Consider the following 23048-nt stretch of genomic DNA (forward strand, 5'->3'; position numbering starts at 1 on the left):
GCTGTTTTCCTGCCAACAATTGTAATTTTGTGCATAAACCTGCGTGTATCTTGCTATCACTCTATGCTTAACCTTGTACTATTTGGCCCGCCGGGTGCCGGAAAAGGCACACAAAGTGAAAAATTAATTGCCCAATATCAATTGGTGCATTTGTCGACCGGCGACCTGCTGCGCTCCGAAATACGGGGGGGCACAGAACTGGGCTTGCGAGCCAAGATGCTCATGGACCAGGGAATTCTGGTACCTGATGAGGTCGTGATCGGTATGATTGAGAATAAGCTAAAAGAAAATCAGTCAGCGGCTGGCTTCATTTTTGATGGATTTCCACGAACAGTTCCCCAGGCGGAAGCGCTCGATGAACTATTGGCCCAGCACAACACCCAGATCAAGGTCATGGTGGCACTGGTGGTGGATGAAGACGAACTGACCAAACGGCTGCTGATTCGGGGGCAGTCGTCGGGCCGTCCTGATGATCAGAACGAAGCATTGATCCATCGCAGGATTAAAGAGTACAATGATAAAACGGCACCTGTCGCCAGTTACTACGAGTCGCAAGGAAAGTTCAAAGCCATTGGTGGCATTGGGAATATTGAAGAAATATTTCAGGCCATCTGTGCCGAAATTGAAACGGTCACTGCGAATGTTCGCCAGTAAAATACAAGCGATAGGCCTAAAACAGTAGCATGGCTTCATCAAATTTTATAGATTACGTAAAAATAAACATTCGATCCGGTGCAGGTGGTGCGGGTTCTATGCACTTTCGGCGGGAAAAACACGTCGATAAAGGCGGACCCGATGGGGGCGATGGCGGTCGGGGTGGTCACATTATCCTGAAAGGAAGTTCGCAGCTCTGGACCCTGCTGCACCTGAAATATCAGAAACACATCAAGGCAAAACCCGGAAAAGGGGGCGAAGGAGGTCGGCGAACCGGAGCCGAAGGCGAAGACGTCATTATTGAGGTTCCGTTGGGAACCATAGCCCGTCACGCTGAAACCGGCGATCGAATGGCCGAAATTACGGAGGATGGCCAGCAAGTCATTCTCTTACCCGGTGGCCGGGGAGGCATGGGAAACACCCACTTTAAATCTGCAACCAAGCAGGCCCCCGACTATGCACAACCGGGCGAGCCAGGGCTTGAAGAATGGGTCATTTTAGAACTGAAACTGCTCGCTGACGTTGGGTTGGTTGGGTTTCCAAATGCGGGTAAATCAACGTTGCTGTCCGTCCTGTCGGCGGCTAAACCCGAAATTGCGGATTACCCCTTTACAACCCTTGTCCCCCAGTTAGGGGTCGTTGCTTACCGGGATTATAAATCGTTTGTCATGGCCGATGTGCCGGGAATTATTGAAGGTGCATCACAGGGAAAAGGCCTGGGACTGCGTTTTCTGCGGCACATTGAACGGAACTCTATTCTGCTATTTCTGGTACCAGCCACCAGTGAGGACTGCGGAGCTGAATACGAGACCTTATTGAACGAATTGCGGCAGTATAATCCCGAATTGCTTGATAAACAGCGCCTGTTGGCAATCTCAAAAATAGATTTAATCGAGGAGATAGATTATAATGCGATTTTGGATCGTTTACCGGCTGATATCCCGGCGGTTTTTATTTCGTCCGTCCGTCAGCAGGGATTGACTGAACTAAAGGATCTGATCTGGAAAGCATTGACGCAAACTGAAAACTAAGTGTAACCAACCCGACAAGCGACCATCGCGATTGACACAATCGGACGCTCAGCTATGAATAAAATCCGGATTTTTACAACGTTATTGAACTTCCTTTTCCTCTTGCTTCCTGCGTTGGCTCTGGCGCAGATTCAGATTACGTTTCCGAAATCCAGAATGGTTTTTCAGCGGAATGGCGGTAACGAAGCGAGTCTCTGGATTGGCGGTTATTATTCCCTGCCCTTTACCCGCATTCAGGTTCGGGTCGAACCGATGGATGGCGGTACCCTGGTCGACTGGACCACCATTCAGGAAAATCCGAAAGGGGGAGCTTTCTCCGGTTCAGTAACGGTAAAAGGTGGCTGGTATCGCCTGAAAGTTCGGGGTTTGCAGGGTGAGCAGTACATTGAAGGTGGTGGCGTTGAACGCATTGGCGTCGGGGAAGTATTTGTCGTTGCCGGTCAGTCCAACGCGCAGGGCATTGATAATTACGGCGGTCCGGGAGCGAGCAATGACCGGGTGAGTTGTGTCAATTTTGGCTCCGGTATCGATCAGGTTCCGTTTGATCCCAATTTTCCCGATTTTTCGCATTTGGATGCGGGCAACCGCATTTTTCCGCGCGGATATTCCGCCTGGTGCTGGGGACGACTGGGCGACCGCCTGGTGGCGCGTTTAGGCGTTCCGGTTTTATTCTTCAATGCGGGCTGGGGAGGGTCTTCTTCTAAAAACTGGCGTGAGAGCGCAGACGGTATTCAGACCACAGAAGAATATACCAACACCGAAAAATACCCCGTAGGACAACCGTACGGAAACCTCAGGACAGCCCTGAATTATTACGTTCAAACGCTGGGCGTCCGGGCCATCCTGTGGCACCAGGGTGAAGCAGATAATCAGTTCAATCGCTCGTCGGACGACTATGCCGCTAACCTGACGAAAGTTATTCAGCGCAGTCGGGAGCATAGTGGGAAGGATATTTCCTGGCTGGTTTGCCGGGCTTCCTATTCCGATGCCAATGGCAGCGACGGAAGCATTTTGGCCGGGCAGGATAAAACGATTCAGAGTGCCGGGAATGTGTTTGCAGGTCCCAATACCGATAATATTCAGATACCGCGCGGGGCGGGTGCGCGTCGTGACGGAGAAGGCGTCCACTTCTTCGACAACGGGTTGATTCAGTTCGCCGAAGCCTGGGACGCCAGCATGAATGATAATTTTTTCCAAAACTCCAAACCTCAGTCACCAGCCGCCGGAGTGAGCATTTCGGTAGCATGTGGAGCGGCTAATACGCTGGCACTGCGGGTGGAAGGGGGATTTAGCTCGATTAACTGGAGTTCAGGCGGAAGTGCCCAAAGTATAACCGTTGGCAGCGGCCAATATATGGCAACCGTTAAAGATGGACTGGGCAATACGCTTTTTTCGGCTCCCTACCAGGTTCCGAACCGTCCCACCATCACGACCAGCGGCCCAACGACGTTCTGCGAAGGGGGTAACCTGACCCTAACGTCAAGCTACGACAACACGGCCTGGAGTAACAACACCACCGGAAAAAATATTACGGTTTCGACGGCGGGCAACTACCGGGCTGTTTACCGGGATGTTGGCAATTGCGAATTTACATCGGATGAAGTAGCCGTTAAAGTGAATCCGCTGCCCGCTGCGCCAACGGCCACAAACCTGGGACAGGCCCGTTTTTGCGACCGGTTGTCCACTACCCTTCAATCGACGGATGCACTGGTATACAACTGGAGTACCGGTGAGAAAACGAAACAGATCGAAATCCGGAGAGGAGGCAACTATTCCCTGACTGTTACCGACCAAAACGGCTGCACCTCCCGGGAATCGAACCAGATTGCCATTATTGTCGATCCTCTTCCCAGCCGTCCCACGGTATCGGCCGGTGGCCCGACAACGTTTTGCGCAGATCAGAACGTAACCCTGACATCGACTGCCGAAGCAGGGTATGTCTGGGAAGGCGTGGCGAACCAGACCGCACGGAGTGTCACCATCAATCTGGCGGGTAATTACCTGGTCAGAACCCGTAACATTTATGGATGTCTCTCGGATCCGTCCAATACGGTTTCGATTCGGGTCAACCCATTGCCGGCACCGCCCACGCTGACCGCCGGCGGCTCCACCACTTTCTGTGATGGCGAGCGCGTGACCCTGACGGCCAGCGGAACGCTCAAAGCCTTCTGGAACGTCGGCGATTCGACCCAGAGCATCGTGGCGACCCAATCCAATACCTACACGGCCCGCGTTCGCGACGCGAATGGGTGCTTTTCTCCACCGTCGGCGGGGCTGATTGTCGATGTAAAACCCGTACCGACAGTCCCGATTCTGAAGCAAATCGGGACCTATACGCTGGAAGCCGCCGGCACCCGGCAGGGCGATTATTACCGGTGGGAGCGGGACAACGCGGTGGTTGAACCCCGGACCGCCATCATCAAGGCCAATCAGACCGGTTCCTACCGCGCCCGGGCTTTTCTGGCCTACGACAATGGGCTGGTATGCGCGTCCGATTTCTCCGCGCCCATCGCCTTTACGCTCATCATCGACAATGATGGATTGAGCATTTACCCAAACCCCAGTCCCAACAAGGAAATTACCATTGAAACGCTGGAAGATATTACCAATGCGACGGTTACCTTGGCGACCCTGAGTGGACAGGTAGTATGGCAGGGAACCGTAGCCAGCTTTAACGAACGCAAGACCTGGAATTTGTCAACTGTTCCTTCGGGGCATTATGTTCTGATGGTTCGTTCTTCCACTTTCAACGTGTCGAAACGCCTGTTGATTGGTTTATAGGTAGTTAATTCAAGAAACCGCCCCGTGAAATGCGTTTCGCGGGGCGGTTTTGTTTTCCCGGAAAAAAGCCGAATCTTTGTTAGCAGACAACGGAAAAATAACGCCGTTCTCTTTTGTTTTGCCAGGTTAACTACACAAGAATCCGATAACTGACGATTAAGCGCGACTGCATTGAGAACGATTACTTGTTGACGAATGAAATCCACCGTATTTACCCGAGTGCTCGGCATGGCGGGATTTTTGCTTTTTTGGTACCCCGCCGTTGCCCAACTGAAAATAACCTATCCTTCGAGCCGCGCGGTTTTTCAGCGCGATCAGAGTGATAACAGTACGATTTACGTGGCCGGCACCTACGCCCAGCCGATAACGAAAGTGGAAGCCCGGCTGGTAAAAATGAACGACGGGCAAGGCATCGACACCGAATGGCAAACCCTTCAGACCAATCCGAAGGGCGGTATTTTTCAGGGGCCGCTCAAAGGAAGGGGGGGCTGGTACCGACTGGAAGCCCGGGCCTGGCAGGGAAATACGCTGGTGGGTCAGGACAATGTCGTTCGGATCGGGATTGGTGAGGTTTTCATCATCACGGGACAATCGAATGCCCAGGGCTTTCAGCAGCGGGGAGCCGAAGGCGCCACCGACGACCGGGTCAACTGCATCACCTACGATAATTCGGTCGCCAGTTCCCTCGAAAATCCGCCCTCTCCCAGCTTCCGGCAATTGGGTGCCGATGCCCTCGTGGGGCCGCGGGGCCAGAGTGCCTGGTGCTGGGGCCAGCTAGGTGATTTGATTTCCCGAAAATACAACGTCCCGGTTTTGTTTATCAATACCGCCTGGGCCGGTACTGCCATCCAGAACTGGATTGAGAGCTTCGACGGCGGAACGACAAAAAACGTGTATGTCGACCAGAATTTTCCCGCCGGAATGCCCTACGGAAATTTATTGATTTCGTTGCGGTATTTCAGTTCGCTCCAGGGCCTTCGGGCGGTTTTGTGGCAGCAGGGCGAAACCGATAATCACCTGCGGCTCCAGCAGGAACAATACCGGCTTTGGATGCAGTTGCTGATCAATAAAACCCGGGCCGACACCCGGCGGTATCCCTCCTGGATGCTGGCCCGGTCTTCCTATAACCTGGGGCGCGTTGAGCCCGGAATCATTGCTGCTCAGAATCAGGTAATCGGGACGTTCAACAACAACGTTTTTGCCGGGCCTGAAACTGACCGCATTCAGATTCCGCGCTTTGATGCCGTCAACAACGACGGTGGGACGCACTTCGGTGGCGACGGCCTTCGTCAGTATGCCGAAGCCTGGTTTGCCAGCATGGACGAGCGGTTTTTTACCGGAGCCATCCCCTTGCTGCCGTTACCGACTCCGGAACTGACCGTGGCCTGTGCCTCGACCAATCAGGGCATTAACCTGAGTTTGCAGGCGGAGGTGCGGGACAAAGACAATACGCCATTCAAACTCACCAATGTAACCTGGAGCAACGGTCAGAAAGGAAGTACCCTGGCGGTTACAGCCCCCGGAACCTATTATGCCATTGCGCAGGATGATGGCGGGACCACCTTTATTTCTCCCTCGGTGACCATAGCCGCTCCCCTAGTGCCGGTCGCTCCGACCATCACCCAGTCGGGAACACAGCAGGCCTGCGCCGATTCGACGTTCACGTTTTCAACCGACAGTCCCGTTGCCAACAGCATCGTCTGGAGCACCAATGCCACGACCCGTCAACTGACCGTCGGAACGGCGGGTTCCTACACGGCCCGTGCCGTTAATCTCTATGGTTGCACTTCAGCGGCTTCTGCGCCCGCCAGCCTGATTATTCAGCCGAAACAAGCTCCGCCCACCGTTGCGCAGCGGGGACCATTCTCGTTGCAGGCTTTTCCGCCCGCGGGGGCTGCGGTAGCCCAGCGGCAGTATGACTGGAAAACCGGTGGGAACGTGGTTGGCGGTAATTCAGACATCATAAAAGTTACGCAAAACGGAGAATATTCGGCCCGTTCCAAAACCACCTTTACGGTTGGTAACAGTTCGCTGGTGTGTTATTCCCTCTATTCGAACAACGTCAGCTACATCGGTAACGATAATGCCAGTGCCGGGATCATCGCTTTTCCCAACCCGTCGACCGACGGGATTGTCCGGCTGGAAATCAAAGAAAATATCACCAATGCGAACGTAACGGTCTCAACCCTAAGTGGTCAGGTGATTTATACCACCCTGGTGCCGGTTTTTGACAACCAACTGGCCATCAATCTGTCAACGTATTCGCCGGGGAATTACATCATCCGGGTGAAAGCCGACGGCTACAAGGCCACCCGGCGGGTTTGGATCAAATAACCGCCGGAGCCGAAACAAAGCGGGTCTTTCATTCCGGTGGAAGACCCGCTTTGTGTTGATAAATCCGCGCTTATGTGGTAAATTTGAAAGATAATTTCGTGTTTGAAATATCGTTAACTTGCGGTGCTTTCTGCAACCTCGTATGGACACAACCTATTTGCCTTCAGATTACCTGCCGATTTTTATCCAATTGGGATTGGCGCTGGGATTTATTGTTACCACGATGTTTGTCACGCACAACATCGGACCCAAGCGCAACAGCCAGAAAAAAGACGCTGCATTTGAGTGCGGCATCCCCTCCGAAGGTGACGCCCGGACCCCAATCTCCATCAAGTACTTCCTGATCGCCATTCTTTTTGTACTTTTTGATGTGGAAGTCATCTTTATGTATCCCTGGGCTGTCAATTTCAAAAGCCTGGGTATGGCGGGATTCCTGGAAATGATTCTCTTTATGGGATTACTGCTATCCGGCTTCTATTACATCCTGAAAAAAGGCGTATTGAAGTGGGAGTAAACTGAAATGCAGTATAAAATGTTAATTTGTTGTTATCAACAAACAACCAACACAGCATGGCAAGTGACATCAAGATAGCCGAAGCCCCCGCCAGTTACGAAGGCCCCGGTTTTCAGGCAACTTCATTTGATAAAATAATTGGTCTGGCCCGTGCGAATTCGCTGTGGCCTTTGCCGTTTGCAACCTCCTGTTGTGGCATCGAATTTATGTCGACCATGGCATCACGGTATGACATTGCCCGGTTCGGAGCCGAACGCCCGAGTTTTTCGCCCCGTCAGGCTGATGTTCTGCTGGTGGCCGGAACGATTGCCAAGAAAATGGCACCGGTTCTGAAACAGGTGTATCTGCAAATGGCCGAACCCCGCTGGGTCATCGCCATTGGCGCTTGTGCGTCGAGTGGCGGTATTTTTGACACCTACAGTGTTTTGCAGGGCATCGACCGCATCATTCCGGTTGATGTGTACGTGCCGGGCTGTCCACCGCGCCCGGAACAAATTCTGGACGGGTTGATGCAAGTGCAGCAGTTATCGATCAACGAATCCCTGCGCCGGCGAAATTCACCGGAATATCAGCACCTGCTGGAATCGTATAATATTCAATGATTGAATGGTTAATAATGGCTGGATGGTTGAATGGGTAAAATGGTTTTTCGTTCTTCAGGCAAAAATTTAACCATCCAACCATTGTCAACCATTGAACCAACGACAACTTGATCTTTTTTCATGACTAACGAAGAAGTTGCTAAAGACCTGATCCGCCAGTTTGGAGAAGACGTTTATGATTTTGATGATCCGTACGGCATGCTCACGTTGTCGACCACGCGGGAGCAGATCATTCCCATGCTTCAGTATCTGAACACTCATCCGATTTATCAGATCAGTTTTCTGACGACCTTGTGCGGTATTCATTACCCGGACGATCCGAACCCGGAGCGCGAGTTTTGTGTCGTCTATCAACTTCACAGCCTGGTCAATAACTTCCGGATTCGCATCAAGGTCTTTCTGGCCGAAGCCGATCTGCACATTCCGACGGCCACGACGGTTTACCTGAGTGCCAACTGGATGGAACGCGAAACCTACGATTTCTTCGGCGTCATTTTCGATGGTCATCCGAAACTGACCCGGATTCTGAACATGGAAGATATGGATTACTTTCCGATGCGGAAGCAATACCCGCTCGAAGATCCGACGCGGGAAGACAAGATTGATGCACTTTTTGGAAGATAAGGGTTGAATGGCTAAATAGGGTTGAATGGTTAAATTGTTAAAAATGATTCCAATAGCCATTTAACAGTCTACCCATCCAACCATTTAGCATTCAATTAATTCAAAGTTACATGAGCACTGTACTTGATATATCGAATAAAAACATACCCGGCAGCGATTTGCCAGCCAAGCCGGAAGAATCGGTTCAGTACGTTAACGAGTTAACCACCCTTAACCTCGGTCCGACGCACCCGGCCACACACGGTATTTTCCAGAACATCCTGCAAATGGATGGCGAAAAGATCGTGTCGGGCGAGCAGACGATTGGCTATATTCACCGGGCGTTCGAAAAAATTGCCGAACGGCGGCCTTTCTACCAGATTACTACACTGACCGACCGGATGAACTACTGTTCGTCGCCGATCAACAACTTTGGCTGGCACATGACGGTCGAGAAGTTGTTGGACGTTACGGTGCCGAAGCGGGCGCAGTACATTCGCGTCATTATGATGGAACTGGCCCGGATTGCCGATCACCTGATCTGTAACGGGATTCTGGGCGTGGATACGGGCGCTTTTACCGGTTTTCTGTATCTGTTCGAAGAACGCGAAAACATCTACGAAATTTACGAAGAAGTCTGCGGAGCGCGTCTGACCACCAACATGGGTCGGATTGGCGGGATGGAACGCGATTTGTCGCCGGAAGCCATTCGTAAAATCCGGGCGTTCATCAAGCGGTTTCCGCCGATCATGCGCGAGTTCGAGAAACTGTTTAACCGCAACCGGATTTTCATGGACCGCATCATCGACGTGGGCGGGATTACGGCCGAACGCGCGCTGAACTACGGTTTTACCGGCCCCAATCTGCGGGCTGCCGGAGTCGATTACGACGTTCGGGTCATGAATCCGTATTCGTCGTACGAAGATTTTGAATTTGACATTCCGGTTGGCAAGAGTGGCGACACCTACGACCGGTTTATGGTGCGGAATGAGGAAATCTGGCAGAGCCTCCGGATTGTGGAGCAGGCCCTTGAAAACCTGCCCGAAGGTCCGTACTTCGCCGATGCGCCGGAGTACTACCTGCCGCCGAAGAAGGAAGTATACCGCAACATGGAAGCCCTTATCTATCACTTTAAGATTGTGATGGGCGAGATCGATGCGCCGGTGGGCGAAGTCTACCATTCGGTTGAAGGCGGTAATGGTGAACTCGGTTTTTACCTGATCAGCGACGGAGGCCGGGCGCCCTATCGTTTGCATTTCCGCCGGCCCTCGTTCATTTACTACCAGGCCTATCCGGAAATGTGTGTGGGAACGACCCTGTCGGATGCGATTGTCATTATGAGTAGCCTGAACGTGATTGCGGGCGAATTGGATTCGTAAAACCCGGTTAAAAGGGAAAGGAGGGAGTATGAAACCCGACTGGCAGGATTTAGTCATAACGTCGCACCTGGATACGGTTGAAACCATTCGGAAACTTATCGAAGATAAGGAGTATGAAGAAGCCATGGAGGGGTTGGATGAATTGTACGAAAATATGTCGAATGCGGACAAACGGGCCTTGGAAAGTCAGCTTGTACGGCTGATGGTTCATATCCTGAAATGGCGTTATCAACCACAAAAACGGTCAACCAGTTGGGTACGAACGATTGTCAATGCCCGGAGAGAAATTCAAAAGCTCCAAAAATACATGCCGTCGTTAAACGTGCAGTTTATTGAGACTAGTTGGCAGGAAAGTTTTGAGGACGCAACTGAAGAAGCCAAGGCCGAAATGAACCTGTCGCGTAAAGATAAATTTGAACCTGCTCCATTAACGTGGCAGGAAGTTTTTGAAGATGAATACCTGCTGTAAACCGATATGACGGAAACTTCAACTACCGTAGAATTTACCCCTGAGCGGCTGAAAATAGCGCAGGAAATGATTGACCGTTATCCGGCTGAACGCCAGAAGTCGGCCTTGCTGCCGCTTTTGCACCTGGCGCAGGAACAATGGGGCTGGCTGAGTCCGGAAGTGATGGATTACATTGGCCGGATGCTGGACATTCAGGCGATCGAAGTGTATGAAGTCGCTACGTTCTACACCATGTTCCACCTGGACCCGGTGGGGAAACACGTTATTGAATACTGCCGGACCGGGCCTTGCTGTCTGATGGGCGGGGAAGAAATCTACGATTATCTGAAACAGAAGCTCGGTATTCAGGCGGGCGAAACCACCGCCGATCAAAAGTTTACCCTGAAAGAAGTCGAATGTCTGGCAGCCTGTGGGATGGGACCGGTTTTTCAGATCCGGGAAAAATACTACATGAATCTGACGCGGGATAAAGTCGATGAAATCATTGCCGAATTGAGCCGGTAAAAAAACCAGTACACACATCAACCTCAAATTCAACGAAGAACGATTACGCATGGAAAGCAAATTGAAAGATAAGCTTCGTCGGTTGTACCGGATGGTTAAGTTCCGGATGAAAAATTCACCGCTTGATTTTGAGGAAGATACACTGCCCTGGATTGATCGCTCCGACGCCAATATCGACGCTTTTGTCAAGACGTTTAAAACGCCGAAAGACTTCCCTTACGATTTAGCCAAACTACTGCGCGACTGGCGCGATAACGGCTACGTCATTCTGGAAAAGGCCATACCACCCCAGTGGCTCGACAATCTGTGGCAGGAAGTGGAAGAAGTGGTTGAAAACAACGAAAAGTATTCCGTCAAATCGTTGGTGTACCAGTTCAACGACGGCAAGGAAACGCCCGTTAAAGAGGTTCCCAAAGAAAAACTGAGAGGCATCGGATCCCGCTTGCTAGAGTACCATAACAGTTCGATTGGGGCCAAAAAAGTGATGACGCATCCGCACCTGGCTACGTTTCTGGATGCGGTTTTCAATGAAAAGACGACGGTTTTTCAGAGCCTGATCTTTAAATACGGCAGTCAGCAGGGCACGCACCAGGATTATCCCTGGGTGCGCTCAAAGATTGCCAGCCACCTGGCAGCCGCCTGGATTCCGCTCGAAGACGTCAGCCCCGACTCGGGTCCGCTGGTGTATTATCCGGGTTCGCACCGCCTGCCGAAATTCGATTTTGGCACCGGAATCCTGTTTAGTGAACAGGACTCCTTTTACACGCCCGATGAATTTACGAATTACCTCAATAAGACGTGTGCGAAAAATGGCATTAAAGGCACCATCTTGCTCCTGAAAAAAGGGGATGTACTGCTCTGGCACGGTGCGTTGGCACATGGCGGGAGCCGGATTAATAATCCGGCATTGACGCGGAAATCGTTCGTTTGTCATTATTCGACTCTCCGTTCGTATCCGAAACACCGTTTTGAAGAAGGGGAAAAATCCATCGCTCAACTTCACAACGGCATTACGATTTATGCAAACCCAACCAATCTGGCCGAAGAAGATGTGATGACGGCCGGAAAAGAATGGAACTAAATATCTGGAGATTCACGGTTCGATTTTAACCTGTTTTTGAGATAAAGCTATGGGCAAAAAGATTCTGCTCGAACATATTAACGTTCCCGGCATCGAGACCTACGATGTATACCGGAAACAGGGCGGCTACACGGCGGTTGAGAAAGCCATCAAAACCATGAGCCCGGAGGGTGTCGTGGAAGAAGTGAAGAAAGCCGGCGTTCGTGGTCGGGGCGGTGCGGGTTTCCCGATGGGAATGAAGTGGAGCTTTCTGGCCAAGCCGGAAGGCGTACCCCGCTACCTGGTGTGCAACGCCGATGAGTCGGAGCCGGGTACATTCAAGGACCACTACCTGATGAAGAACATTCCTCACCTGCTCATCGAAGGCATGATCGTTTCCAGCTACGCACTGGGCGCGAACAAGTCGTTCATTTATGTGCGGGGCGAGTTGATGTACGTGATTCGTATTCTCGAAAAAGCCATCGCTGAAGCAAAAGCGGCCGGTTTTCTGGGCAAAAATATTCTGGGTTCGGGCTATGATCTGGAACTGGTCGTTCATCCGGGCGGAGGAGCGTATATTTGTGGCGAAGAAACCGCCCTGCTGGAGTCGCTGGAAGGCAAACGGGGTAATCCGCGTAATAAACCGCCTTTTCCGGCTGTCAAAGGACTGTATCAGTGTCCGACGGTGGTCAACAACGTCGAATCTATTGCGACGGCAGCCTGGATTATCAACAATGGCGGGGATGCTTACGCAGCCATCGGCATTGGCCGTAGCTCCGGAACCAAATTGATCTCAGCTTCCGGACACATCAAAAAACCGGGCGTTTACGAAATCGAACTGGGCGTTCCGGTCGAAGAGTTTTTGTATTCCGACGAGTGGTGTGGCGGCATTCGCGACGGCCACCATTTGAAAGCACTCGTGGCCGGTGGTTCGTCGGTACCGATTCTGCCCGCCAACCTGATTACCAAACTGGCCAATGGCGAACCGCGTCTGATGACCTACGAATCGCTGTCGGACGGCGGTTTTCAGACGGGTACGATGTTGGGATCGGGTGGTTTTATCGTGTTTGACGAAACGGCCTGTATCGTTCGCAACACGTGGAATTTCTCCCGGTTCTACCACCACGAGTCCTGCGGACAGTGTAGCCCGTGCCGCGAGGGAACCGGCTGGATGGAAAAAGTACTGCACCGGATCGAACACGGTCACGGCAGCATGCGCGACATCGATTTGCTGGTCGATGTGGCCAAAAAAATTGAAGGAAATACCATTTGTCCCTTGGGCGACGCAGCGGCCTGGCCGGTCGCGAGTGCCATTCGCCATTTCCGCGACGAGTTTGAGTGGCACATCACGCATCCTGCCGAGGCTACGCAACCGGGCGCGGTCTTCAAGGGTGAAATGGCACTGGTGTAATTATTGAACCAATCTAATCATTCGACGCTATGGATGAGATAATGTTATTGCGGAAAATGGTCGAAGAGCACGATTATCAGGGAGCTCTTGCGCTGATTGACGAAATGGATGAAATGGCGAAGGACGATAAAATTAATAAAGTTGAAGCTTATTTGATCGTTTTATTGATTCATTTGATTAAGCAAAAGGCTGAAAACCGGACTACAAAGTCATGGAACCGTTCTATCGATAATGCGCTTGACGGAATCGTCCGTAGTAACAAAAGGCGCAAAGCTGGCGGTAACTATTTAGAAACAAATGAGCTAGCCGAAGCCATCGATGAAAGTTTTTTACGGGCTTTGAAAGATGCTGCCAGTGAAGCTTTTGAAGGAACGTATTCGCCATACCAAATTTCCACTATGATTGAGCCTGAACAGATTAAAGCAGATGCTTTAGATCTGATCATAAATTACAAGCCTAGCTATAGCTAAATGGAAGATATAAAACCGCAGTTAGTCAAAGTTACCATCGACGGAATTGAAGTCGAGGTAGAACCGGGAACGACGATTTTGCAGGCGGCCCGGAAAATCGGGGGCAATGTGGCCCCGCCGGCCATGTGTTACTACCAGCCTCTCAAAGGCAGTGGCGGCAAGTGCCGGGCGTGTCTGGTACGGGTAGCGGCTGGTTCGGCGAAAGATCCGCGCCCGATGCCCAAACTCGTCGCGTCGTGCATCACACCCGTGCAGGATGGCATGATCGTTGAAAACTCGACCAACGATCAGGTGCTGACCACCCGGAAAGCCATCGTTGAGTTTCTGCTCATCAACCACCCGCTCGATTGCCCGGTTTGTGACCAGGCCGGCGAGTGCGATTTGCAGAACTTCGCTTTCAACCACGGCATGGCAACCACCCGCTACGAGGAAGAACGCCGGACGTTTGAAAAGAAGGACATTGGTCCCTACATCCAGTTGCACATGACGCGCTGCATTCTGTGCTACCGCTGTGTGTATACCGCCGACCAGATCACGCAGAAACGCGTTCACGGCGTGCTGGGCCGGGGTGATGCCTCCGAAATCAGTACGTACATCGAGAAAGCGATTGATAATGATTTCTCCGGAAACGTTATCGACGTTTGCCCGGTAGGCGCGTTGACGGATAAAACCTACCGGTTCAAAAACCGGGTCTGGTTCACCAAACCGGTCGATGCCCACCGCGATTGCCCGACCTGTTCGGGCAAAACCACGGTTTGGTATCGGGGCGACGAAGTGATCCGGGTAACGGCCCGCAAGAACGAGTGGAATGAGGTGACTGAGTTCATCTGCAACACCTGCCGTTTCGAGAAAAAGAAAACCAGCGACTGGGTCATTGAAGGGCCGACGAAAATCTCGCGCAGTTCGGTGATTTCGGCCAACAAATACCGGGGCGATCTGATCAAGCCGGATTTCCAGCGGAAACTGGCCGCAGCGACGTACACCCACGTCGACGACGAACGGGATACCTCGCAGTTGGGCATTCAGCAATTGACGCCGGAGCGGTTTGCCCCGGTTTTGCCCCACGCCAACGACCCTGAACCTTGAAATAGAGAAAAGACACCAGACAAGAGAGGATAGACTTTTAGCTCTCTTGTCTCTTGTCTCACTTCTCATGTCTTAAACATATGGAACTGACTGAACTCATTATCAAAGGCATTCTCATCGTGGTTCTCTTCGGAGTGACCTTGCTGATTGCCATGTATTCGACCTGGGCGGAACGCAAGGTAGCCGGTTTTATTCAGGATCGTTTTGGCCCCAACCGGGCGGGACCGGGCGGTATTTTTCAACCGTTGGCCGATGCCGGTAAGATGTTTTTTAAGGAAGATTTTATTCCGTCACAGGCTAACAAATGGCTTTTTATTCTCGGTCCCTGTCTGGCTATTCTGACGGCTTTGATGTCGAGCGCGGTTATTCCGTTTGGCGAAAGCATCCGCTATGAAGACTTGCTGATCCCGGTTCAGGGCGTCGAAATCAACATCGGAATCCTGTACGTGTTCGGCGTTGTGTCGCTGGGCGTCTACGGGTTGATGGTGGGTGGCTGGGCCTCGAACAACAAGTTTTCGTTATTGGGTGCCATTCGGGCCGCTTCGCAGAACATCAGCTACGAAATCGGGTTTGGTCTGTCCATCATTGCCATTCTGATGATGACGGGATCGCTGTCGATTCGGGCCATTGTGGAACAACAGCACGGTTTTGCCTGGAACCTCTTCAACCAGCCGCTGGGATTTATTATTTTCTTGACCTGCGCGTTTGCCGAGTGTAACCGGACACCCTTCGATTTGCCGGAGTGTGAAACGGAACTGGTGGGCGGTTATCACACCGAGTACAGTTCCATGAAACTGGGTTTCTACCTGTTCGCCGAATACATCAACATGTTCGTGTCGTCGGCCATCATTGCATCGCTGTATTTTGGCGGTTACAATTATCCCGGTATGGACTGGGTACGCGAAACCCTGACCGGTTCGCTGGGTGCGGCAACCGGCCACAACCTGGCAACGCTCGTCGGAACCATCGTGCTGTTCGGCAAGATTTTCTTCTTCATTTTCTTCTTCATGTGGGTGCGCTGGACGTTGCCGCGTTTCCGCTACGATCAGTTGATGAATCTGGGCTGGAAAACCTTCATCCCGCTTTCCATTCTGAATGTTGTCGTAACCGGTTTCGGCCTGTTATATGATGTTAAATACGCCAGTTGGGCCATTGTCATCGTGATGGTGATCATGGCGATGGTATCGTCGGCCCGCGCCCCGAAACCCGCCGTTCAACCGCAGCGAACCTGATAACGCACTGATAGTTATGCAACTAACCAATCGATCTAAAGAGGTCAGCAACAAGGAAATGACGATGGCGGAGAAGATGTATCTTCCGGCGATCGTTCAGGGACTGGCGATTACGATAAAACACTTCTTTGCCAAGAAAGTGACCATTCCGTATCCGGAAGTGAAACGGTACTTAGGGCCGGTTTTTCGCGGACACCACATTCTGAAACGCGACGAAGAGGGGCGGGAGCGTTGTACAGCCTGTGGGCTGTGCGCCGTGGCCTGTCCGGCCGAAGCCATCTCGATGGTGGCTGCCGAGCGTAAAAAAGGCGAAGAAAACCTGTACCGGGAAGAAAAGTACGCAGCGGTTTACGAAATTAATATGCTGCGCTGCATCTTTTGTGGGTTGTGTGAAGAAGCCTGTCCGAAACAGGCGGTTTATCTGCGCCACGACAAACTGGTTCCGATTTTCACCGAACGCGATCAGGTCGTTTATGGCAAGGAGGAACTGGTCGAGAAGATGAGCGACCGGTATATTCGTACCAACCCGGATGCGCAGGCAACCCCCACCGAACCGTCATTTTCGCGACTATCCTCATAGAGGAATTGTCGTTTAAGGTTTGAAGTTTAAGGTTTGACGTTTTACAGACACCTTAAACTTTAAACCTTAAACCTTAAACGATACTTAAAAATGAAGCCTACTGAAATTTTATTTTACGCCTTAACCGCCATCACCCTCCTGAGCGCATCGTTCGTGGTGACGGCCCGAAACCCCATTCACAGCGTCCTGGCACTGATTCTAACGTTCTTTTGTCTGTCAGGGCATTACATCCTGCTGAACGCGCAGTTTCTGGCGGCCGTCAACATCATCGTCTATGCCGGTGCCATCATGGTATTGTTTCTGTTCGTGATCATGTTTCTGAACATGAAAACGGAGGATGAAGAATCCAAGACCACCATCACCAAGCTGGCGGCCGTGGTCGTCGGTGGCGTATTACTCGTCGTCATGGTGGCAGTGTTTCGGGCGGCTTCGATGGCTACGTACAACCCATCGACCTACAGTGCAAAAGTGGGGCTGGTCGAGAACCTCGGCCTTGTGTTATACCGCGACTATCTGCTGCCGTTCGAACTGGCGTCGGTGCTGCTGCTGGTCGCGATGGTGGGGGCTGTAATGCTGGGAAAACGCGAACCGGGCGACCGGCACTTTTAGACCGGGATTCGTTAAAAGGATTGAACAGGTTGTACTGGAAGCAGTGCAACCTGTTTTTTTTGGGATTTACCGCACTTATTGACGTGTATTCTTGTCAATAAACCAAAGCATAGAAACCAGATGTCCACCATTCGATTAGGCCTTCGGGAAAACTGGCAGCAGTTTACGCTACTAGTGCTGGTCAATGCGTTCGTGGGCGGGATGGTCGGACTGGAAAGAACCGTCGTACCGCTGGTGGGTACTGAAGAATTTGGCCTTGGGTCGGAACTGGTCATTTTCTCCTTTATCATCGCCTTTGGCGTCGTCAAGGCGTTCACGAATCTGATTTCAGGGCTATTGGCGGATCGTTTTACGCGGAAAAATGTGCTGATTCTAGGGTGGATATTGGGCCTGCCGGTTCCTTTCCTGCTGGGCTGGGGACCCACCTGGAACTACATCATCGGGGCGAATGTGCTGCTTGGCATCAGCCAGGGTCTGGCGTGGTCTATGACGGTCAATATGAAAATTGATCTGGTAGGCCCCGGAAAACGCGGCCTGGCGATGGGATTAAATGAAGCTGCGGGCTACGGAGCAGTCGGTTTGACCGCTTTGCTGACAGGATACCTGGCATCGGTTTACGGCTTGCGTCCGCAACCGTTTTACATCGGCATTTTTTATACCGTGGCGGGGTTACTCATCTCCATGCTGATGATTCGGGACACCCGGGCGCATGCCCGGCTGGAATCATTGCAGAGTAGCCGAACGCCAGCCGGAGAGACGCCCCACAAACCGCGCCTGGGATGGGTTTTTGCCGAGACCTCCTACCGCAATAAAACTTTGTTTTCGGTTTCTCAGGCGGGTCTGATCAACAACCTGAACGATGGCATGTCGTGGGGCGTGTTTCCACTGCTTTTTGCGGCTGCCGGGGTCAGTCTGGAAGGTATTGGCTGGATCAAGGCGATTTATCCGGTCGTCTGGGGCGTCGGTCAGGTCGTTACGGGTCCGCTGGCCGACCGGGTCGGTCGCAAACCGCTCATTGTCTGGGGAATGATGATTCAGGCGGTTGGCCATGCCGTCATTGGAATCGGTTTTTCATCAGCCCTCATCACGGGACTTGTCGGCTCCGTTTTGCTCGGTGTCGGAACGGCCCTGGTTTACCCCGCTCTGCTGGCGGCAGTCAGTGATGCCGCGCATCCTTCCTGGCGGGCTTCGTCCGTTGGCGTTTACCGCTTCTGGCGCGATAGTGGCTACGCTGTGGGGGCGTTGATGGCGGGCGTGGTTTCAGCCTGGCTCGGCCTGACCTGGGCGGTTCATCTGGCGGGTTTCCTGACCCTGGTTTCCGGGATCATTGTCTGGATAACCATGAAAGAAACCCTGCTACAAAATCCTTCCGCACCGGCGAAAACGGGCAGCGAAACAACGCAGATTGCGCAATAAGACGGTAGGAAGCTGATTACCGCGATGAGATGATTTTCCGAATCCCGACATAACCGCCTGCCGAGTCGTAGAGCAGTCCGCCGTAATCGTTCGCAAAAGACGCATTGATCTGGAAGTCGCCCAAACCACCCAGACTGACCGGAGCCATCAGGCTGAACAGCGTTGACCACTGCCGGGGATTGTTATAATAGGGTTCATTGTAGGTCCCGATGTTGCTGCTATACGACAATTTGCCCAGCCACTCGACCCGGCCGATGGTGCCGGAGAGGCCAAAGTGCAACAAGCTCACCCGGTTATTGCCAATGGCTCCTTTGGGCAGACCCGCCCGAACATCGCGTCCAGGCGTCATGAACGGGGTTCCAATGGTGCGGTTTCCGTAAAGCCAGCCATCGACATACTGCGAGTGGTTGAAGTAATTATCGCGTCCCCGTTTGGCGGGGTTGCTGATCAGAAATGTGGCACCCCCCTGATGCTTGGTATACAAAAACTCGAACAAGGCTTCGTGGATCGAAACAAACGCTTTTTCGGGTCGGGTGTTCCTCAGCCGGATTCCGTTCAAACCGTCGCGGATGTTGGTCAGATAAAACAGGGAGCCGTCATCGTAGATGCTTTGGCGATACATAAAAAGATTCAACGAGCCCAGGTCAGCTTCCAGCGCCAGATCGACCGTCCCCAGGTGATTGCCTACCCGGTTTTCTTCGAAACTGGGCAGGGTCGTATCGATTTTGTTCGGATTGCGGTGGGAGGTAACCACAAACCAGTAGTTTTTCAAACTGCGGGGCAGATAGCCGTTGTTTGTGAAATCCGGTGAGATCTGATCCGAATAGCCCGCCCACTGCACCTGGTGGTTGATCCCGGCGTATAGTTTCAGTTTGGAACCCGGTTTTCCCATGCGCCCGTACAGCACCTTCTGATGCAGATACGTGTTGCGGACAATCCGGTTATTGTCGAACCAGCCGTGGTTGTAGAAGGCATGAATGGCGAGAAAATCTCTGGTCAGCGGAACGGAAACGAACCCCTGGGTTCCGATCTGAATCACCGGAATGGGCAGCGCATTGCCCGACCAGGCAAATGAGCCGGAGGTCAGCGTCGTATCCATCAGACCAACGACGTTCCGACGGCGACCGGCGTAGAACTCGATCCGTCCGTAACGCGCTTTAACGTAGGCTTCCGGGAGCAGGATCTTCGTGTTACCGGCTACATTGGCAACCAGATCGACGCCGTAGCCCCAGTCGAACTTTTTCTGGCGAATGGTGCCGCTGTCGATGACCGGTTTTCCGTAATCGGACGAAATGCCGAGCCGGAAGGTAGCCGCGGGTGTGGTCGTGGGAACGATACCGAATTGGTTGGCCCGCAACCAGAACGGTGTGCGGTCACCCGAAGAGAGATAAGCGCCTGCCTGCAGATCATACCGCGTCGTCTTTGGGAAATAAGCCCGCTGACCCAAAACCGGATATAAGCAGCAGCAGGACAGGAAAAACACCAGCCCGGCTTTTACGTTCATAGATATAATAAGTGACCTCTACACGTTTACTTTCCTCTGCCCTGCACCATGACGCGGACGGTTTGGACAATGAGCCACACGTCGGTCGAGAGAGAAACATTTTGCAGATATTCAAGGTCGTACCACAGCCGCTGCACCATCTGCTCAACATTTTCGGCATAGCCGAATTTGATTTGTCCGATGGAGGTAATACCGGGTTTGACCATCAGCAAATACTTGTATTCCGGCGATTTCTCGACGATTTGGTTAATGAAATACTGCCGCTCCGGCCGAGGCCCAACCACCGACATATCCCCTTTCAATACATTGTAAAATTGGGGGAATTCGTCGAGACGCGTTTTGCGCATAAACTGCCCCCAGGGGGTTATGCGGTCGTCGTTGTCGCCCGATGAAAGGGCGGGTCCGCCCCGTTCAGCATCGGGATACATGCTGCGAAATTTGTAAATCCGGAACGGTTTTCCCCACTTCCCAATCCGCTCCTGTGAATAAAAAGCGGGGCCTTTCGAACTGAGTTTGGTAATGAGTGCAATAATAAGAAAAAATGGCGCACCAGCCGCGAGCACGCTTGCCGAGAAAGCGATGTCGAACGCCCGTTTGAATACGTTCACCTGCAAATCATCCAGGTAGTGAGTCGACAGGCTAATCACCGGCTGAACGTCGTGGTATTCAACCGTGACGCCTTTGGTGAGAAACCCTTTGAAGTCGACAATCAGCTTCACCTGGTAGCTGGCTTCCTCCGAAAAGTTCATAATGTCACGCAACTGCTCGGTTTCGATGTAGGGTAAACAGCAATAAACGCAGTCGATTTCGTTGCGGGTAATAAATTCTTTCAGATAATTATAATCCCCCCGGAGGGCGGTGGCATTATCGGCGTTCATTTTATCGAAATACCCGTAAAATTTGAACCCAATTTCCGGATACATCTGGTAGAACGTCTGAATGCTCCGGGAAAGCGGCCCGTAGCCCACCACCACAAACCGCCGGGTGTTGTAGCCCATCGCGCGGTAGACTTTCAGCAGAATAAGCACCACCGACCGCCAGAGCGAACCGGCACACAGGAACAGGACATACGTTAGGGCAAGCTGCTCGCGGGAGTAATCGAAACCGCCCTTCGTAAATACCCAGAAAACCGATACCATGGCGATGTGAAGCCCGATCAGTTTGGCAAGACCTACCAGCAGATTCTGGATCGTAAACGTCAACCGGGAAAAGTTATAGGGCTTATTGAGCAATAAAATCAGAAACCAGGCTGCGTTGATAAACCAGAACAGAGTCACATAGGGGGCATCGAAGAGCGACGCTGTCGTACCAAATTTAAGCCGGTAGGCAAGGGCAAAACAGATATCCAGAGAGATGATATCCATCGTTGCACTAAAGGGTCGCAGTAAAAAAGAAAACCGGTGTTTCATAAGCAATTCGTTTGGAACAGCCGCTGCACATGCAGATTACTATACTGCCAGACCGCTCCCTCGCTTGAATTCGTGACAAATGAAAGACACTTAGTATAAACAGAGAGTATAGACACTAACTCTTCATTAACTCCAAGTTCATCTTATTTGTACGATTTTCGGCGAAAATTTATTGAAAAATGCGCTATTATTTATCCTAAGGACCCGTTGTTTTATTTATTCTTGCGATTATTCTATTTACGAATCAGATCGTTAAAGGCTGTTGATCCGCCGAAAACCATTCGGTCGTTTTGCGGGTCACAAAACGATCAAATTCCTGACGAAACGTTTCCCGGCTAAACCGTTGCGCGTGCTGGTGAATGGCAGCCGGGTCGAACTGGTCGGCGCTTCGTTCAAACCGCTGCACGCATTCGGTGAGTGAATCGACCTGTTGCCGGTCGAAAAACAGGCCGGTTTTCTGATCCACTACCGACTCCAGCACGCCCCCTTTTCCGTAGGCCAGCACCGGCGTTCCGCAGGCCTGGGCTTCCACGGGCGTAATCCCGAAATCTTCTTCGGCAGCAAATAGAAATGCTTTCGCTTTCTGCATATACGAAATCAGCACGGCGTCGGATTGGTAGCCGACCAACTCAATGTTGGGTGTTGCCAGCCGTTTAATTTTTTCAAAGTCCGGGCCGTCGCCCACCACCACCAGGCGTTTGTCGGGCATGGTTGAAAATGCTTCTACAATCAAATTTATCTTTTTGTAGGGAACCATCCGCGAAGCCGTCAGGTAATAGTTTTCTTTCCGCGCACAGAGCGCAAATTTCCCGGTATCGACGGGCGGATAGATTACATCGGCATCGCGACCGTACACTTTCCGGATTCGGCGGGCAATATAGCGGGAGTTGGCGACAAAATAATCAACCCGTTGGGCCGATTGATAATCCCACAGCCGAATGTAGTGCAAAATTAGTTTGGCGAGGGCCCCACTCACCCCGGTTTTAAGGCCGCTTTCGTTCAGGTATTGGTGGTACAAATCCCAGGCATACCGCATGGGCGAGTGGCAATAACAGATGTGAAGCTGGTTGGGGCCGGTCAATACGCCCTTCGCCACGGCATGGCTGCTCGACACCACCACGTCGTAGGCACTCAGATCGAACTGCTCGACGGCCAGCGGCATGAAGGGCAGGTAGGTGCGGTATTTTTTTTTCGCCCACGGCAGTTTCTGAATAAAACTCGTCGTGGCGGTTTTATTCAAAATCAGAGGCCGTTGCGAGTCGGGCAGAAAGTCGACCAGGGTGAACAGATCACTTTGCGGATAAAGTTGCAAGATTTGTTCGACCACGCTTTCGGAACCGGCAAACGTAACCAGCCATTCGTGAACCAGGGCGACTTTTTTGTTGATCATGATTTTATTT

21 protein-coding genes are annotated in these 23048 nt (G+C 52.0%); 18 read left to right on the forward strand and 3 right to left on the reverse strand.

The window, feature by feature from the left end; translation table 11 throughout:
* The first annotated feature begins 63 nt into the window (after window positions 1-63).
* The 18 genes from ACS5NO_RS31070 (at window position 64) to ACS5NO_RS31155 (ending at window position 18735) form a co-directional block, all read left to right on the forward strand.
* Window positions 64-654: an adenylate kinase gene (locus ACS5NO_RS31070; protein ID WP_114404316.1), complete on the forward strand. Its 591-nt coding sequence runs from the start codon at window positions 64-66 to the stop codon at window positions 652-654.
* Window positions 655-683: 29 nt separating this feature from the next.
* Complete coding sequence (gene obgE, locus ACS5NO_RS31075; RefSeq protein ID WP_439418715.1) at window positions 684-1685, forward strand: GTPase ObgE; 1002 nt, start codon at window positions 684-686, stop codon at window positions 1683-1685.
* Between the two features lie 102 nt (window positions 1686-1787).
* Complete coding sequence (locus ACS5NO_RS31080) at window positions 1788-4466, forward strand: sialate O-acetylesterase (protein WP_439418716.1); 2679 nt, start codon at window positions 1788-1790, stop codon at window positions 4464-4466.
* A 195-nt stretch (window positions 4467-4661) separates the two neighbouring features.
* On the forward strand, window positions 4662-6800 hold the full coding sequence (locus ACS5NO_RS31085) for a T9SS type A sorting domain-containing protein (protein ID WP_439418717.1): 2139 nt from the start codon (window positions 4662-4664) through the stop codon (window positions 6798-6800).
* Between the two features lie 142 nt (window positions 6801-6942).
* Window positions 6943-7314, forward strand: a complete 372-nt coding sequence (locus ACS5NO_RS31090; RefSeq protein WP_114404312.1) for an NADH-quinone oxidoreductase subunit A — start codon at window positions 6943-6945, stop codon at window positions 7312-7314.
* Between the two features lie 56 nt (window positions 7315-7370).
* Entirely contained in the window at window positions 7371-7916 is a 546-nt protein-coding gene (locus tag ACS5NO_RS31095; RefSeq protein WP_114404311.1) for an NADH-quinone oxidoreductase subunit B, read from the forward strand.
* 120 nt (window positions 7917-8036) lie between these two features.
* Window positions 8037-8540, forward strand: a complete 504-nt coding sequence (locus ACS5NO_RS31100; RefSeq protein ID WP_439418718.1) for an NADH-quinone oxidoreductase subunit C — start codon at window positions 8037-8039, stop codon at window positions 8538-8540.
* Between the two features lie 110 nt (window positions 8541-8650).
* Complete coding sequence (nuoD, locus tag ACS5NO_RS31105; protein ID WP_439418719.1) at window positions 8651-9898, forward strand: NADH dehydrogenase (quinone) subunit D; 1248 nt, start codon at window positions 8651-8653, stop codon at window positions 9896-9898.
* Between the two features lie 28 nt (window positions 9899-9926).
* On the forward strand, window positions 9927-10367 hold the full coding sequence (locus tag ACS5NO_RS31110) for a DUF29 domain-containing protein (RefSeq protein ID WP_439418720.1): 441 nt from the start codon (window positions 9927-9929) through the stop codon (window positions 10365-10367).
* Window positions 10368-10373: 6 nt separating this feature from the next.
* The gene (locus ACS5NO_RS31115) at window positions 10374-10871 is read left to right on the forward strand and encodes an NADH-quinone oxidoreductase subunit NuoE family protein (protein WP_439418721.1); all 498 of its coding nucleotides are present in this window, start codon (window positions 10374-10376) and stop codon (window positions 10869-10871) included.
* A gap of 49 nt (window positions 10872-10920) precedes the next feature.
* Window positions 10921-11952: a phytanoyl-CoA dioxygenase family protein gene (locus tag ACS5NO_RS31120; protein ID WP_150878589.1), complete on the forward strand. Its 1032-nt coding sequence runs from the start codon at window positions 10921-10923 to the stop codon at window positions 11950-11952.
* Window positions 11953-12001: 49 nt separating this feature from the next.
* Window positions 12002-13342: an NADH-quinone oxidoreductase subunit NuoF gene (gene nuoF, locus ACS5NO_RS31125; RefSeq protein ID WP_439418722.1), complete on the forward strand. Its 1341-nt coding sequence runs from the start codon at window positions 12002-12004 to the stop codon at window positions 13340-13342.
* 29 nt (window positions 13343-13371) lie between these two features.
* A complete protein-coding gene (locus ACS5NO_RS31130; protein ID WP_439418723.1) occupies window positions 13372-13812 on the forward strand; it encodes a DUF29 family protein in 441 nt (146 codons plus the stop codon).
* Complete coding sequence (locus tag ACS5NO_RS31135; protein ID WP_439418724.1) at window positions 13813-14898, forward strand: NADH-quinone oxidoreductase subunit G; 1086 nt, start codon at window positions 13813-13815, stop codon at window positions 14896-14898.
* Between the two features lie 80 nt (window positions 14899-14978).
* Entirely contained in the window at window positions 14979-16130 is a 1152-nt protein-coding gene (nuoH, locus tag ACS5NO_RS31140; protein ID WP_114404302.1) for an NADH-quinone oxidoreductase subunit NuoH, read from the forward strand.
* A gap of 16 nt (window positions 16131-16146) precedes the next feature.
* Window positions 16147-16710: a NuoI/complex I 23 kDa subunit family protein gene (locus ACS5NO_RS31145; protein ID WP_439418725.1), complete on the forward strand. Its 564-nt coding sequence runs from the start codon at window positions 16147-16149 to the stop codon at window positions 16708-16710.
* Between the two features lie 90 nt (window positions 16711-16800).
* Window positions 16801-17319, forward strand: coding sequence for an NADH-quinone oxidoreductase subunit J family protein (locus tag ACS5NO_RS31150; protein ID WP_114404300.1), 519 nt, complete (start codon window positions 16801-16803; stop codon window positions 17317-17319).
* 120 nt (window positions 17320-17439) lie between these two features.
* Complete coding sequence (locus ACS5NO_RS31155; RefSeq protein WP_439418726.1) at window positions 17440-18735, forward strand: MFS transporter; 1296 nt, start codon at window positions 17440-17442, stop codon at window positions 18733-18735.
* Window positions 18736-18751: 16 nt separating this feature from the next.
* Here ACS5NO_RS31155 and ACS5NO_RS31160 read toward each other — a convergent pair whose 3' ends face one another.
* The 3 genes from ACS5NO_RS31160 to ACS5NO_RS31170 all read right to left on the reverse strand — a co-directional run bounded on the left by ACS5NO_RS31160 (window position 18752) and on the right by ACS5NO_RS31170 (window position 23038).
* The gene (locus ACS5NO_RS31160) at window positions 18752-20239 is read right to left on the reverse strand and encodes a capsule assembly Wzi family protein (protein ID WP_439418727.1); all 1488 of its coding nucleotides are present in this window, start codon (window positions 20237-20239) and stop codon (window positions 18752-18754) included.
* Between the two features lie 26 nt (window positions 20240-20265).
* Window positions 20266-21603 carry a sugar transferase gene (locus ACS5NO_RS31165; RefSeq protein ID WP_439418728.1) on the reverse strand — a complete coding sequence of 446 codons (1338 nt, stop codon included), beginning with the start codon at window positions 21601-21603 and terminating at the stop codon, window positions 20266-20268.
* 289 nt (window positions 21604-21892) lie between these two features.
* Window positions 21893-23038: a glycosyltransferase family 4 protein gene (locus ACS5NO_RS31170; protein WP_439418729.1), complete on the reverse strand. Its 1146-nt coding sequence runs from the start codon at window positions 23036-23038 to the stop codon at window positions 21893-21895.
* Window positions 23039-23048: the final 10 nt, after the last annotated feature.

It is taken from the genome of Larkinella fluvii, from assembly GCF_051857545.1.
Taxonomy (GTDB): domain Bacteria; phylum Bacteroidota; class Bacteroidia; order Cytophagales; family Spirosomataceae; genus Larkinella.